Source organism: Corallococcus llansteffanensis, from assembly GCF_003612055.1.
Taxonomy (GTDB): domain Bacteria; phylum Myxococcota; class Myxococcia; order Myxococcales; family Myxococcaceae; genus Corallococcus; species Corallococcus llansteffanensis.
In genome coordinates this window covers 1-14,206 of record NZ_RAWB01000249.1, presented here as the reverse complement: position 1 = coordinate 14,206, position 14,206 = coordinate 1, and the positions used below count along the sequence as shown (strand labels likewise).

At 71.6% G+C, this 14,206-nt stretch carries 9 protein-coding genes and 2 pseudogenes; 8 read left to right on the top strand and 3 right to left on the bottom strand.

Going from position 1 to position 14,206, the window contains the following annotated elements; all coding sequences use genetic code 11:
* From D7V93_RS22645 to D7V93_RS22620, 6 genes and pseudogenes are all read left to right on the top strand, one after another.
* Positions 1-1,373, top strand: a 1,373-nt coding sequence (locus D7V93_RS22645) for a TolC family protein (protein ID WP_147451275.1), incomplete at its 5' end; no start/stop codon positions are given.
* Positions 1,361-2,557, top strand: coding sequence for an efflux RND transporter periplasmic adaptor subunit (locus tag D7V93_RS22640; RefSeq protein WP_120645395.1), 1,197 nt, complete (start codon positions 1,361-1,363; stop codon positions 2,555-2,557). The genes D7V93_RS22645 and D7V93_RS22640, both read left to right, overlap by 13 nt.
* A 9-nt stretch (positions 2,558-2,566) precedes the next feature.
* Positions 2,567-5,731 carry an efflux RND transporter permease subunit gene (locus D7V93_RS22635; RefSeq protein ID WP_120645394.1) on the top strand — a complete coding sequence of 1,055 codons (3,165 nt, stop codon included), beginning with the start codon at positions 2,567-2,569 and terminating at the stop codon, positions 5,729-5,731.
* 77 nt (positions 5,732-5,808) lie between these two features.
* Entirely contained in the window at positions 5,809-7,680 is a 1,872-nt protein-coding gene (locus D7V93_RS22630; protein WP_120645393.1) for a cyclic nucleotide-binding and patatin-like phospholipase domain-containing protein, read from the top strand.
* Positions 7,677-8,408, top strand: a pseudogene (locus tag D7V93_RS47600) (3-oxoacyl-ACP synthase III family protein); the annotation flags it as partial. The gene D7V93_RS22630 and the pseudogene D7V93_RS47600, both read left to right, overlap by 4 nt.
* Positions 8,371-8,751: pseudogene (locus tag D7V93_RS22620) on the top strand (lysophospholipid acyltransferase family protein); the annotation flags it as partial. The pseudogenes D7V93_RS47600 and D7V93_RS22620, both read left to right, overlap by 38 nt.
* Here the strand turns inward: D7V93_RS22620 and D7V93_RS22615 are convergent.
* Complete coding sequence (locus tag D7V93_RS22615; RefSeq protein WP_120645392.1) at positions 8,693-9,235, bottom strand: DUF2378 family protein; 543 nt, start codon at positions 9,233-9,235, stop codon at positions 8,693-8,695. The pseudogene D7V93_RS22620 and the gene D7V93_RS22615 overlap by 59 nt on opposite strands.
* A gap of 196 nt (positions 9,236-9,431) precedes the next feature.
* A complete protein-coding gene (locus tag D7V93_RS22610) occupies positions 9,432-9,977 on the bottom strand; it encodes a DUF2378 family protein (protein ID WP_244237443.1) in 546 nt (181 codons plus the stop codon).
* A 297-nt stretch (positions 9,978-10,274) separates the two neighbouring features.
* Here D7V93_RS22610 and D7V93_RS22605 point away from each other — a divergent pair, with 297 nt between their 5' ends.
* Positions 10,275-12,563 (top strand): hypothetical protein, encoded by a 2,289-nt coding sequence (locus D7V93_RS22605; RefSeq protein ID WP_120645390.1) that lies wholly within the window; start codon positions 10,275-10,277, stop codon positions 12,561-12,563.
* Between the two features lie 76 nt (positions 12,564-12,639).
* Positions 12,640-13,374: a 3-keto-5-aminohexanoate cleavage protein gene (locus D7V93_RS22600; RefSeq protein WP_120645389.1), complete on the top strand. Its 735-nt coding sequence runs from the start codon at positions 12,640-12,642 to the stop codon at positions 13,372-13,374.
* 19 nt (positions 13,375-13,393) lie between these two features.
* Here the strand turns inward: D7V93_RS22600 and D7V93_RS45090 are convergent.
* On the bottom strand, positions 13,394-14,206 hold an 813-nt coding region (locus tag D7V93_RS45090; protein ID WP_158623823.1), incomplete at its 5' end, for a tetratricopeptide repeat protein.

The following is a 14,206-nucleotide window of genomic DNA, read 5'->3' as shown; positions in this document are numbered from 1 at the left end:
AGGTCCTCGCGCAGACCACCGCGCCCCAGAACCCGGACTCCGTCCCGGAGGTGCCTCCTCCCTTCCAGCCGGACGTGTCGGATCCGCTCCTCACCCCGGCCCCTCCCGCGCCGCAACAACTCACGTCCTGGAATGAGGCGCTCACGCTCCTGCGCCAGCGCTCCACCGACCTGCAGAGCGCGCTGGGACAGCTCGAGGTGTCCGCGGGCCTGTGGCGCATCGCGCTCGCCAACCTGCTGCCCACCGTGGGCGGCACGCTGTCCGTCCAATACAACGTGCTCAACCCGGACGTGCCCGCCGTCGGCGGCGGTGTGGGCGGCGGCGTGGGTGGCGGCGTGGGCTCCGCCGGGGGCTTCAAGCCCACGCCCCTGCTCGGCCTGGGCGTGCTCACCGCGACCGTGCCCGTGGTGGACCTGGCCAGCCTCTACGCCCTGGGCAGCGCGAAGGAAGCGCGCCGCACCGCCGCCCTGTCGCTCGCGGAGACGCGCCGGCAGCTCACCCGCGGCCTCGCCCAGGCGCTCGTGTCCGTGTCCTCCACGGAGCGGCTGGCGGAGGTCAACCGCGTCAACCTGCGCACCGCGCTGGAGCGGCTGGCCCTCGCGCAGCGCCGCTTCGAGCTGGGCGCGGGCACCCGCCTGGACGTCGTGCGCGTGGAGCAGGATGCCCAGGCCGCCCGCCGCAACGTCGTCATCGGCGACGAGGACCTGCGCAAGGCCCGCGAGTCCCTGGGGCTCGCGCTGGGCACGCCCTCCGCCGTGGGACTCGCGAAGGGGCTGGACCTGAACACCCTGCTCCAGGCCGCGAAGCAGAGCTGCCACCCGCTGGAGTCGCTCGACCGCCGCGCGGACCTCGCCGCGGCACGCTCCCGGCTGGTGGTCGCCGAACGCGCCATCGGCGTCGTGCTGCGCCAGTACGCGCCCACCCTGGGCCTCACCAGCACCACCACCGCGCTCACCGTCAACCCGGGCTTCGCGGAGGTGCCCATCTGGAACCTCGGCGCCAGCCTCGTGCTGCCCTTCTGGGACGGCGGCACCCGCGAGGGCCGCCTTCGCCAGACGCGCGGCCAGCTGGAGCAGGCCCGCGCGGAGGTCATCGCCCTCGAGCGCAACGTCTCCCTGGAGGTCACCCAGGCGAAGCGCACCGTACAGGTGAACCAGGCGACGCGCGACCTGGCGGACCGCGAGCGCGGCCTCGCGGAAGAGAGTGACCGGCTCACCCGCCGCAGCTTCGAAGTGGGCACCGGGACGAGCCTCGAGCTGGTGCAGTCGGCCGGGGACCTGCGACAGGCGGAGCTGGCGCTCGTGATTCGCGACTTCCAACTCCGTCAGGCCCAGGTGGACGCATTCCTGTCGGAGGCCGCATGCGATTGGTGAGGGGTGGTTGGGGTGCGTGGGGGCTCGTCCTCGCGCTCGCGGGCGCGTGCAGCGGCAAGGACGGCGCCTCGTCGTCGCCCGGAGGAGGTCCCCAGGGCGGCCAGCAGGGCCAGGGCAAACCCATCCCCGTGCAGGTCCTGGAGGTCCAGCCCGGCCCGGTGCGCGACACCCGCGAGTACGTGGGCGCCCTCATCTCCCGGCACAGCATCACCGTCTTCCCGCAGGTCGCAGGCTACGTGCAGTCCATCGCCGTGCGCCCCGGCGACTCCGTGAAGGCCGGACAGGTGCTGCTCGTGGTCGACCCCCGCCAGGAGCAGGCCAGCCTGCGCGCCTCCAAGGCCCAGCGCGCCTCCGCCATCGCCAGCCGCGAGTACGCGCGCCGCACCCGCGAGCGCAGCGCCCAGCTCCTCAAGGAAGGCCTCATCAGCCGCCAGGACTACGAGCAGGCCGTGGCCCAGGCCCAGCAGTCCGTCGCCCAGGCCCAGTCCGCGGAAGCCCAGATCCAAAGCCAGCAGGTGCAGCTGGGCTTCTTCAACGTGAGCGCGCCCTTCGACGGCACCGTGGGCGACATCCCGGTGAAGCTGGGCGACTCCGTCACCCCCCAGACGGCGCTCACCCGCGTGGACCAGAGCCAGGCCCTGGAGCTGTCCGTGCAGGTGCCGGTGGACCAGGCCTCCCGGGTCAGGGTCGGAGAGACGCCGCTGGAGGTGCTCGACGACGACGGCAAGCCCGTGGTCCGCGCGCCCGCGTTCTTCGTCGCCACCACGCCGGATGCGGCCACGCAGCTCGTGGAGGTGAAGGCCGCCTTCCAGAACACCACCGGCCTGCGCGCCGGCCAGCTGGTGCGCGCCCAGCTCGTCTACGACGTGCGCGACGTCTTGAAGATGCCCACCACCGCCGTCACGCGGCAGGGCAGCCAGGCCTTCGCGCTGGTGGTGGCGCAGGGCGACGGCGGCACCGTGGCGAAGCGCCAGCCGGTGACGCTGGGGCTGGTGGAGGGCAACGACTACGAGGTGGTGAAGGGCCTGGACGCGGGCACCCAGGTGGTCGTCAGCGGCGTGCAGGCCCTGCGCGACGGGATGCCCATCCAGCCGGGTCCCGCGCGGCGGGCACCGGGCCAGGCGGAGGGCATGCCCGACACGCCCACGCAGGGCATCGGCGGCGGCGCGGACGCGGGTCGCTAGGGGGCTGCCATGTTCACCGACTTCTTCATCCAGCGACCCGTGTTCGCGAGCGTGCTGTCCATCCTCATCACGCTCGTGGGCGCCATCTCCATCCCCAGCCTCCCCATTGAACAGTACCCGGAGCTGGCGCTGCCCCAGGTGCAGGTGACGTCCACGTACACGGGTGCGTCCGCGGAGACGGTGGAGAGCGCCGTCACCACCGTGCTGGAGCGCCAGCTCAACGGCATGGAGGGCATGCGCTACCTGTCCTCCACCAGCACCAGCGAGGGCCTGAGCACCATCATCGCCACCTTCGACCCGGAGCGGGACGTGGACCTGGCCGCGGTGGACGTGCAGAACCGCGTCGCCACCGCCACGCCGCAGCTGCCCCAGCAGGTCAACGCGCTGGGCGTCACCGTGCGCAAGTCGCAGACGCAGTTCCTCGTGTCCTTCGGCCTGTACGACCAGGAGAAGCGCTACACCACGGAGTTCCTCAGCAACTACGCGGACGTGTACCTCCGCGACGCGATCCTTCGCGTGAAGGGCGTGGGCGACGTGCGCATCTTCGGCGAGCGCCGCTTCGCCATGCGCCTGTGGCTGGACCCCACGGAGCTGGCCCGCCGGGGCCTCACCGCCCAGGACGTGCTCAGCGCCCTCTTGGAGCAGAACGTCCAGGTGGGCGCCGGCAAGGTGGGCCAGGCGCCCTCGTCCAAGGACCAGGCGTACCAGCTGTCCCTCCAGGTGAAGGGGCAGCTCAGCTCGCCGGAGGAGTTTGGCGCCATCGTCGTCCAGCGCGGCGCGGAGGGCGCCCTGGTGCGCGTCCGCGACGTGGGCCGCGCGGAGCTGGGCGCGGAGAACTACCAGCAGCTGCTGCGCTTCAACGGCCAGGACGCGGTGGGCCTGGGCATCACCCAGCTTCCCGGCTCCAACGCCCTGGAGGTGCGCGAGGGCGTGGAGGCGGAGCTCAAGCGCCTGTCCTCCAACTTCCCGCCGGGCCTCCGCTACCGCGTGGCGTTCGACACCACGCTCGCGGTGAGCGCCTCCATCCAGGAGGTGCTCAAGGCGCTGGGCGAGGCCATCCTCCTGGTCGTCATCGTCATCTTCATCTTCCTGCACGGCTGGAGGAGCGTGCTCGTCGCGGTGACGACGCTGCCGGTGTCGCTCGTGGGCACCTTCATGTTCGTCAGGGCGTTCGGCTTCTCGCTCAACACGCTGACGCTGTTCGGCCTGACGCTGGCCACGGGCCTCGTGGTGGATGACGCCATCGTCGTCATCGAGAACGTCGAGCGCGTCATGGAGCGCGACAAGGTGGACGCGAAGGAGGCCACCCACCGGGGCATGCAGCAGGTGTCCGGCGTCGTGGTGGCCACCGCGCTGGTGCTCTCCGCGGTGTTCATCCCGGTGTCCTTCTTCCCCGGCACCACGGGCGCCATCTACCGCCAGTTCGCGCTCACCATCGCGTTCTCCATCAGCCTCTCCGCGCTCGTCGCCCTCACCCTGTCCCCCGCGCTGTGCGCGCGCCTGCTGCGCGTCAACGAAGGCAAGAAGTTCATCCTGGCGCGCAAGTTCGACGAGGGCCTGGACTCGCTCCGGCGCAACTACGGCAAGCTGCTGGGCTTCATGCTGGTCAAGGTGCGGTGGGCGGTCGTCGCCGTGTTCGCCGTGTTCCTCGGCGCCACGGGGTTGCTCTACAGGTCCACGCCCACCGGCTTCATCCCGGAGGAGGACCAGGGCTACCTCATCGTCGCGGTGCAGGGGCCGGAGGGCACGTCGCTGGAGTACACGCGCAATGTCCTCATCCAGGTGGAGTCCATCCTGCGCGCGCAGCCGGAGGTGATTGACACCTTCACCGTGGGCGGCTTCTCGCTCCTGGGCACGGGCGCCAACTACGGCTCGCTCTTCATCAACCTCAAGCCGTGGGAGGAGCGCAAGAAGAAGGAGGAGAGCGTGGCCGGCCTCGTGGAGCGGCTGCGCGGGCCGCTGTCGCAGGTGGGCGGCGCGAGCGTGCTGCCCCTGCAACCGCCCGCCATCCGCGGCGTGGGCAGCGTGGGCGGCTTCGAGTTCGTGCTGGAGGATCAGCAGGGAGGCCGCTCGCTGGACGAGCTGGCGCAGGCCACCCAGGCGCTCATCCGCGGGGGCAACCAGGAGCCGCGCCTGCGCGGCGTGTTCTCCTCGTACACGGCGGGCTCGCCGCAGCTCAACATCGACGTGGACCGCGAGAAGGCCAAGGCGCTGGGCGTGCCCCTCTCCACGCTGTTCTCCACGCTCCAGGTGTACCTGGGCAGCCAGTACGTGAACGACTTCACCTTCTCCAACCGCGTCTACCGCGTGTACGTGCAGGCGGCCACGCCCTTCCGAGACAACCCGAAGGACATCGGCAGCTTCTACGTGCGCGCGGAGTCGGGGGCCATGGTGCCCCTGGAGAGCCTGGTGAAGCTGACGCCCATCGCCACCGCGCAGAACATCACCCACTACAACCTCTTCCGCTCCACCAACATCAACGGCCAGGGTGCCCCCGGCGTCAGCACCGGGCAGGCGCTCACGGCCATGGAGGACGTGGCGAAGCAGGCGCTGCCCCCGGGCTTCACCTACGAGTGGACGGGCCTGTCCGCCGAACAGAAGAGCGCGGGCAACACGGTGCTCGTCATCTTCGCGCTGGGCATCGTGTTCGTCTTCCTGGTGCTGGCCGCGCAGTACGAGAGCTTCGCCCTGCCCTTCGTCGTCATGCTCGCGGTGCCCGTGGCGATGCTGGGCGCGCTGCTGCTCCAGAACCTGCGCGGGCTGGTGAATGACGTGTTCTGCCAGGTGGGGCTGGTGATGCTGGTGGGCCTCGCGTCCAAGAACGCCATCCTCATCGTGGAGTTCGGTGAGCAGCTGCGCGCGCAGGGCCAGGGCGTCGTGGAGTCCGCCATCAACGCGGCGGAGACGCGGCTGCGCCCCATCCTGATGACGTCCTTCGCGTTCCTCTTCGGCGTGATGCCGCTGATGCTGGCCACCGGCGCGGGCGCTTCCGCGCGCAAGTCGCTGGGCACCGCCGTCTTCGGCGGCATGCTCTTCTCCACCTTCGTGAACCTCATCTTCATCCCGGTGCTCTACGCGCTGGTGGAAGGCGCGCGCAGCAAGGTCCTCAAGAATCGGAAGTCAGGCAAGTCCCTCCCTCCTCCGGGTGAGCCACCGCGACCCCAGCCCGCGTAGAACGCGACCCGCAGAGCGGGCAGGCACTCCGGTGCCGTATCCGGCACCGGAACACGTTGGTTATCATTGGCTGACGCATGGCTTCTCCCATCACGGTCGATGAGCGGCGTCGGTGGCTGTACACGTTGAAACAAGCGCCCGCGCTGCGTCACACCCGCACGTCCATCCTCCTGCGCCTCCTGGGAAGGGCCCGCCCGGTGGATCCCGGCCCGGGCACGGGCGTGTGCACGGAGGGCCAGGAGGTGGACGGTGTCTACCTGCTGCGCTCGGGCGAGTGGAAGGTGACGGCGGGAGGCATGGTGCTGCTGCACCTGCGCTCGGGCATGTCGCTGGGCGTGGAGGCGCTCGCGCGAGGCACCTGGCCCGTCACGGTGACGGCTGTGTCCGAGTCCCAGGCGCTCTTCATTCCCCGCGCGGAGCTGGAGGGGGCCGCGGGGGCTCCCCGGATGGGCCTCCCCGCGCCCGGGCCGCGCGCGGAGGTGGTGACGTTCCAGACGCAGGGACTGGAGCTGTCGCCCGCGCTGCTGTCCACGCTGGTGGAGCTGGTGGCGAAGGTGATGGTCCACGACTTCGGGGACCGGGTGCTGCTGCTGCGCGCCGGGACGCGGGGGACGAAGGGCGCGGTGCGCGGCGCGGACGGCGTGTTCCGCCGCACGGTGGGGCCCCGGGGCACGCCGCACGGCGCGCCGTGGGCGGAGTTGGAGGAGGACTTCGACTGTGTGCTGCTGGACGGGCTCCCGGCGCCGGAGGGCATGACGGCGCGCGAGGTGCGGCTGGTGCCCTCCCTGATGCCCTCCCATGATGAGGCCCTGGGGACGGCCTCCGGAGCGTCGGTGCTGCCCACGGTGCTCCTGTCGCCGTGGAAGCCCCGGAGCAGTCCCAGCCTGAAGGGCCGCCCGCTGCCGGACGAGGACGGGTGGGACGCGGACGCGCCGCCGCCTTCGTGCCGGCTGCGATTGGACTGGGAGCGGCTGCCGGTGCGGCCCGGGGACACGCGGCCCCTGGCGGCGCTGGGCCTGGACGCGGGGACGCGGGACGCGCTGTCGCGCTGGGCGCGCGCCATCACCGGGAGGCGCGTGGGGCTGGCGCTCAGCGGCGGCGGCGTGTGGGGCTTCTACCACGCGCATATCTTGAGGAGGCTGACGGCGCTGGACGTGCCGGTGGACTTCCTCAGCAGCGCCAGCATGGGGTCACTGGTGGGCGCGTACTTCTGCGGCACCGCGCGCGACGGGCGCGAGGGGATGGATGGCCTGCGCCGGCTGCGCTACCGCGCGAAGCACGGGCACCTGTCCGCCGCGGCGCTGTCGTCGGTGGTCACCACGCAGGCCGTGGAGTGGATGGTGCGCGGCGACCTGGGAAACCTGGCGCTGGAGGAGCTGCCCACGGGCTTCCTGCCGGTGACGACCGACCTGACCACGGGCCGCTGCGTGGTGCTGGAGCAGGGGCCGCTCGCGCTCGCGGTGCGCGCCAGCGGCTCCGCGCCGGGGGTGTGGGCGCCCACGCTCCAGCCGCCCGCGCGCTACGTGGACGGGGCCTTCACCAGCATGGTGCCGGTGGACGTGCTGCTGAACGCGGGCGCGGACCTGGTCTTCTCCAGCAACATCTTCCCCGCGGGCCACCACCAGGCCGCCCGCCCGCTGCTGCCGGGGGCAGTGGGGCTGTTCCTCTCCGCGCTCAATCCGGTGGCGCGGGCGAAGGACCTGCTCGCCAGCGGCGTGTTGCTGCTGCATCGCAACGGCGACCTGGAGTCGGCGCGAGGCGACCTGCGCTATGACGTGGGCACGCGGGACCACCCGCTGCTGGGCTCCATGCGCTTCACGCACGTGGACGCCGTGCTGGAGGAGGCCGCGCGCGACATGGCCCTGGAGCAGAAGCTGCTGGAGTTCAAGCAGGCATGGGAGTCCCTGCGCGTGCGCCGTACCCCGTGCGGCGGCAGGAGGGCCGCGTGATTCCCGTCCGCATCCTCGGCACGGCAAGCGTGCTGCCGGGCCCGCCGGTGACGACCGCGGAGCTGTGCGCGCGGGTGGGGCGCGACGCGGCGGAGGTGGAGCGCAAGACGGGCATCCGCACGCGGCACTTCGCCCCGGCCGGCATGCGCGCGGCGGACCTGGGGGCCCAGGCCCTGCGGGGCGCGCTGGAGGCGGCGGGCCTGGAGGCGACCGCGCTCCGGCGCATCCTCTTCGTGTCGTCCATGGGCGGGGACGTCCTCACGCCGGCCAATGGCAGTCGGGTGGCGGCGGCGCTGGGACTTTCGGGGACGTGTGACGCGATGGATGTGACCAACGCGTGCATGGGCTTCTTGAGCGCGTTCGACCTGGCGGCGCGCTCGGTGGCCACGGGGCTGGGGCCGGTGGGCGTGGTGTCGGTGGAGCTGCTGTCGCGCACGACGCGGCCGGAGGACCCTCGGCCCTGGCTGGTGCTGGGCGACGCGGCGGCGGCGGTGGTCCTGGGCGCGGCGCGACAGTCCGAAGGCGGGCTCGGTGACGGCGTGCTGGGCGTGGCGTTCGGCAACGACGGCACGCTGCCTCCGGACGTCGTGCTGGTGAACCCGCTGCTGCCAGAGGCGCCCCCGGGGATGCGCTTCCTCACACCCAGCCGCGACATGACGCGTGTCGCATTGGGGGCGCTCACGCGTCATGTCGCGGCTGGCCGTGCGGTACGGGCTGCCCATCGTGCCCATCGCGGGCCACGGCATGGACGACGCCTACGTGGGGCTGAACGACGGCTATGCGTGGGGCAAGCGGCTGGGCATGCCCGGACGGCTGCCCCTGTGGCTGGGCGTGGGCGCCACGGGCCTGTGGCCGCTGTCGCCGCCGTTCCCGGTGAAGATGACGCAGTGGGTGGGCGAACCGCTGACGCGCCACCTGGACGCCGGGTTCGACGCGGAGGACCGGGACGCGCTGCTGTCCGTGCACCGCGACGTCACCGGCGCGGTGCAGGGCCTGCTGGACGCGGCGAAACCTACCAGCGCACGCGGTACGTCGCCGCGCGCCCCTGCCGGGACTCCACCACGGTGGTGAGCCCCTTCACCCCGGTGGCCATCGTCCCGAAGTGACAGATGGCGCCGATGAACTCCGGGTAGGTCCCGCCCTCGTTCACCTTGATGCGGTAGTCGGTGTCCGCCAGGCGCTCCACCTCCACGTGGAGGAAGTTGCTGCCCGAGGCCAGGTTGCGCGACGTGCGCTCCAGCGCGCGCGCCGGCCCCAGCAGCTTGAGCATGCCGTGCAGGGCCCGGCCCATGTTCGTCTCGAAGTAGCCGCTGACGAAGCGCTCGCCCAGCTGCCACTGCGCCTCGGTCATGGGGACGCCCGGGAAGAGCTCCTCCGCGCCAATCTGCAGCGCCTTCTGCCAGATGGCGTTCGGGTACGCGGGCTCCAGCTTCTTGTCCACGTCCAGCCCGGCGGCCTTCAACTTCGCCTTGAGCGGGGCCTCCAGCCGGCCCTTCAAGGCCAACAGCAATCCTTCGACCGTATGGCCGAACACGAACTCATTCTGATTGGACACCCGGAGCTCCTCGCCACGTCTCGGGGGATGACGCGGTTCAGTTCCTCCTGGCTAGACTATTTGCGGACTTGTGGACAACCCCTACATCCCCCGGGTGATGACGATTCGACGGGAAGTACGGGGGATTCACGACGTGACATGACGTGTCGTATCGGGGAGGCGACCTGGGAGGTCCCCTGCCCCGGCCACCCGGGAGCTACCAGCGGGCCCGGTACGTCGCGGCGATCCCCGAGCGCGACTCCACCACGGTGGTGAGCCCCTTCACCCCGGTGGCCATCGTCCCGAAGTGACAGATGGCGCCGAGGAACTCCGGGTGGGGCCCGCCGTCGTTCGCCTTGATGCGGTAGTCCGTGTCCGCCAGGCGCTCCACCTCGACGTGGAGGAAGTTGCTGCCCGAGGCCAGGTTGCGCGACGTGCGCTCCAGCGCGCGTGCGGGCCCCAGCATCTTCAGCACGCCCTTCAGCGCCCGGCCCATGTTCGTCTGGAAGTAGCCGGAGATGAAGCGCTCCCCCAGCATCCACTTCGCCCGGGGCATGGGGACGTTCGGGAAGAGCTCCTCCGCGCCCAGCAGCAGCATCTGCTGCCACTGCGCGTTGGGGTACGCCGACTCCAGCCGCAGGTCCAGGTCCAGCCCCACGGCCTTCAACTTCGCCCGCAGCGGGCCTTCCAGCCGACCCTTCAGGGCCAACAACAACCCTTCCACCGTATGGGTGAACACGACCGGTTCGTGCGAACCCAGCATCCGGCGCTCCTTTGCGACGGCTTCGACCCGAGCCGTTGATCCATCCCTCATCGGCAGCCCCCCTTCTGCATCCAGGACAATCCCAACCCCGGATCCATGACGGGATTCTCCCAGATGGGTCAGGAAGAGGATGGACGGATCGCGTCCCGTCCACCCATCAACAGACACACCTCCCGCAAGCCCGGCTTCCCGCCCCTGGACGACCGCGCGACACTGTCTCGCTGCACATGTCCAGCGGCCCCGCCGACGGGACGTGTGTCTGTCATTGCCTGAAGTCCTGGCCCTGGGGGGACGTGCATGAGCTGGAGCATCGAGGTACCCGCCGTGAACACGCTGAACCGTCCGTTGGGGGACGCCTCCCAGGAGCAGGCCCTGGCCCGCGCGGAGTGCAGCGTGAACCGGAAGGTCCCGCTCCCCGGAGGGTCGGTCCTGCTGGGGGCGTCGCTCGAGGTGCCGGTGGAGCTGTTCAACGGCCCGGAGGACAAGGACGACGCGGGCGTCGTGGGCAAGCGGAGCGCGGAAGCCCCGGACGGCTCCGTGGCGGAGCCGCTCTTCCTTCCGGATGGGTTCACCTGCTGGCTGAAGTACGCCGCCGAGCTCAACGCGGAGGCCAGCGCGGAGGGCACCCTTCCCTTCGTCACCCTGGACGGCAAGGGCGCCGTCAACGTGCTGGTGGCGGACTACCGCGGGCACCCGACCCGGCAGCTCCTGGGCGAGGTGCTGCGGGAGGACGCGAAGACGCTGCGGCTGCCCTTCCAGTTGGACGACGTGCGGGCCCTGGGCCCCCACGACGCGCTCGCCTTCCAGACGCGCATCCAGCTGAAGACCGGCGCCACCCTGTCCTGGCCCATCGTCACCGCGGCGGTGGTGACGGCGCTCGCGCAGCGGGTGGGCCGGGCCGTGGCCCTCCAGCTCAAGGCCGACGTGGGCATCTCCGTGGGGGGCTTCCTCCAGTTGGAGGACGAGCTGCGCCTCGTCTTCTCCCGCCCGAAGAACCCGGGCCCGTTCACCGTGTCGGTCCGCAAGGCGGTCTCGCACGGGGGCGCCGTGAAGATTTCCGCGGGGGCCACGCTCGGGGTGGAGTCCCCGCTGCTGACCGCGCTCCTGACCTCCGTGGCCTCCACCGAGCAGGCCAAGGAAGTGTCGAAGGTGATGGAGGCGCTCGAGGCAGGGAAGCTCAGCCCCACCCTGCTGACGGTCGCCACGGCGCTGCTCGGAGGGCTCGGGTTCAAGGAGGAGCTGGACGCGGCGCAGACCACCGTGGAGAAGGTCTACGACGAGCTGAAGAAGCTCATCAAGGACAGCGTGTGCGCCACGCTGAAGGCGGGCTTCGAATACGAGTATGCCCGCTGCACCGAGGACACGACCCTGATGGAGCTGGAGGTGCCGGAGGCGTCGCTCGGGGGCGTGCACGACGCGCTCATCTCCGGCGACCTGGCCAGCATCCAGCGCCAGGTGAAGGACGCCTGGACGCGCCGCTACTTCCACATGACCTCCATCGAAACGCAGCGCACCCGGAGCTTCGGCCTGGGCTGGCGCGACGTCTTCCTGGCGAAGTCCGAGGACAGCAAGAAGCTGAAGGCCGTCGCGCAGCACGCCTCGCGCGACCACGCGAACGGACCGCGTCGCTATGCCTTCCAGGGCGCGCGCTCGTACAAGCAGGAGGGCTGGCTCGCGGGGGCCAAGGTCCTCCAGGGCATCGACTTCAGCGCGCAGATGCGCGGGTTCTCCACCCGGCCGAGCGCGGACGCCTTCGAGTATGCCTTCTTCGCCCAATCCCAGCTCAAGGGCAGCCCGTCCCTCCAGTCCCTGCTGGACACGGCCACCGTCTGGGGTGCGCTGCCGGATGGGGGCTCCTGTGAGCGGCTCACCGCGCTCGTCCAGGGCGCGCCGCGCGGCGCGAGCATCACCGCGCGCTTCGAGCTGCGGCTCGACTCGCGCACGTTCAAGAAGCTGCTGAAGCAGATGGGGACCGACCCCGCGGCGGAGCTGGATTGCTTCGCCATCGCCCTGGCGCGGGCGCTCCCGTGGGAGTCGGTGGCCGTGCGCACCTCTCCCGCGGTCCGCCAGCAGATCTACGCGCCCCTCTGGAAGAAGTACCTGCTGGACCGCGCCAGGAACTGGGACAAGGCCTCCATCCTGCGCAGCGTGGATGACCGCTTGAAGCGGATGCAGCCGCCCGCCGCCCTCCAGAACCGGACCTGGGAGCAGTCGTCGATGGCGGGCGGGGGACCCACGCCGGCGGCCTTCATGGGCGTGATGGAGAACGCCTCCCGGTACGGCGGAGACCTGGGCGGCATGCCCTACGGGAAGGTCTACGTCATCTGGGCCCGGCTGACCCAGCGGCTCAAGGCCCTGCAGCAGGCCATCGACGCGCGAAGCCCGCTGTCGGACGACCCCGAGCACTCCATCATCGTGGATGCGTTCGACCCGCTGGAGGACTCGGGCTCCGACGGCTTCCGGCTGACCGCCACCGTCGCCTGGTTCCTGGAGCTGTCGCGGCACTGGGGCTTCCGCGCGGACATCCAGCCGCTCGTGGGCATCAAGGTCGGCGACCAGCCGGAGCTGCTCCTCACGTCCGTCTGAACGGCGGGTTGTCCTCCACGCACGGGGGCGGCGCTTTTCGCTGGCCGCTCCCCGCGCCCGGGAGGAAGAACCGCCCATGCTGCTCAAGGCCTGTCTCAACGGAGCCCGCGCGGCCACCGCGCATCCCCGTCTGCCCGTCACCCCGGAGGCGCTCGCACGTGAAGCCGCCGCCTGTCACGCCGCGGGCGCGGGTGCGTTCCACGTGCACCCTCGCGATTCTCGCGGCACCGAGTCCCTGGACGCGGCCGACATCGGCGCGGCGGTGGTCGCCATCCGCCTCGCCTGTCCGGGCGTCCCCGTGGGCGTCAGCACCGGCGCGTGGATCCTCCCGGACGTGGAGGCACGCCGCGCGCGCATCGCCGCGTGGGCCGCGCTGTCCCCGGACGCCCGGCCCGACTTCGCCTCCGTCAACCTGTCGGAGCCTGGCTGGACGTCCATCGCGGACACGCTGCTCGACGCGGGCATCGGCGTCGAAGCGGGCGTGTGGTTCCCCGAGGACGTCCCGCGCCTCGTCGCGTGGCCCCGCGCGTCCGAGTGCCTGCGCGTGCTCGTGGAGACGCAGTCCCCCGTGCCGGAGACCGCGTGTCAGCAGGCCCGGGCGCTCGTGGACGCGCTCGGTGCCACGGGCCTCCAGCGTCCGCGGCTCGTCCACGGCGACGAGGGCGGCGCGTGGGCCGTGCTCGCCTGGGCCCTGCGCCACGGCTTCGACACGCGCATCGGCTTGGAGGACACGCTGTGGCTTCCGGACGGACGGCGCGCGGAGGACAACGCCGCGCTCGTGGAGTGCGCACGCGGACGTCCGGAGCCCTGACGGACCGACGCCCGCGCCCCTACTCCTGGCACCCCTGCTTCCGCAGCGTTTCGGACAGGAGGTCGCAGGCCCTGCCCCGGGCCTCCTGGGCCTTGAGCACGTTCTGGGCAACGCCCCGGCCCTTCTCCAGATGCTTCGCCAGCAGCACGCAGCCCTCCGGCTCGCCCCGCTCGCACGCCTGGGAGGCGAAGTGCACCACGCCCTGCGGGTACCGCACCGCGCGCCCTCCCACGTCATACATCCGCGCCACGACCAGACAGCCCAGGCCGCTCCCGCCCGTGCAGGCCCGCAGGCCTGTCTCCATGGTCGCCCCCGGGTCCTCGACCAGGCCGAGCCCCTTCTGGTAGGCCTCGGCCACCTCGCCACAGGCGTCCGGGTTGCCGTCGTCGCACGCCGCCAGCCGCTGGCGGAGGCTGGCCGTCGCTGGCGGAAGAGGAAGGCCCAGCTCCTCGCAGGTCCAGCCCAGGCGCGCCTTGCAGCCCTGGACCATGAGGCGGTGCAGCGCCTCGGGATCCTTCGCCCCGGACGCCTCGGAGGACTGCGCCGCATCGAGCAGGCGGGCGCAGGAAAAGAAATCCTCCAGGCCGAAGCAGCCCCGGTTCCACGCCTGGAGCGTGCGCACCCTGCTCGTGAACGGGGTTCCGGGGAGCCGGTAGAGGTCGCCCAGGGCATTACACGCCCGGCCCCCATCGTCCCGCGCGCAGACCTTCTCCAGGAGCGCCTGGTTCTCGCGGAGGTGGTTGGGTCCACCCACCCACCCCAGGTACAGCTCCACCAACTCCACGCACCCGTCGGCATCGCCTCCGTCGCAGCCCTGCTGGAACGCCCGCTC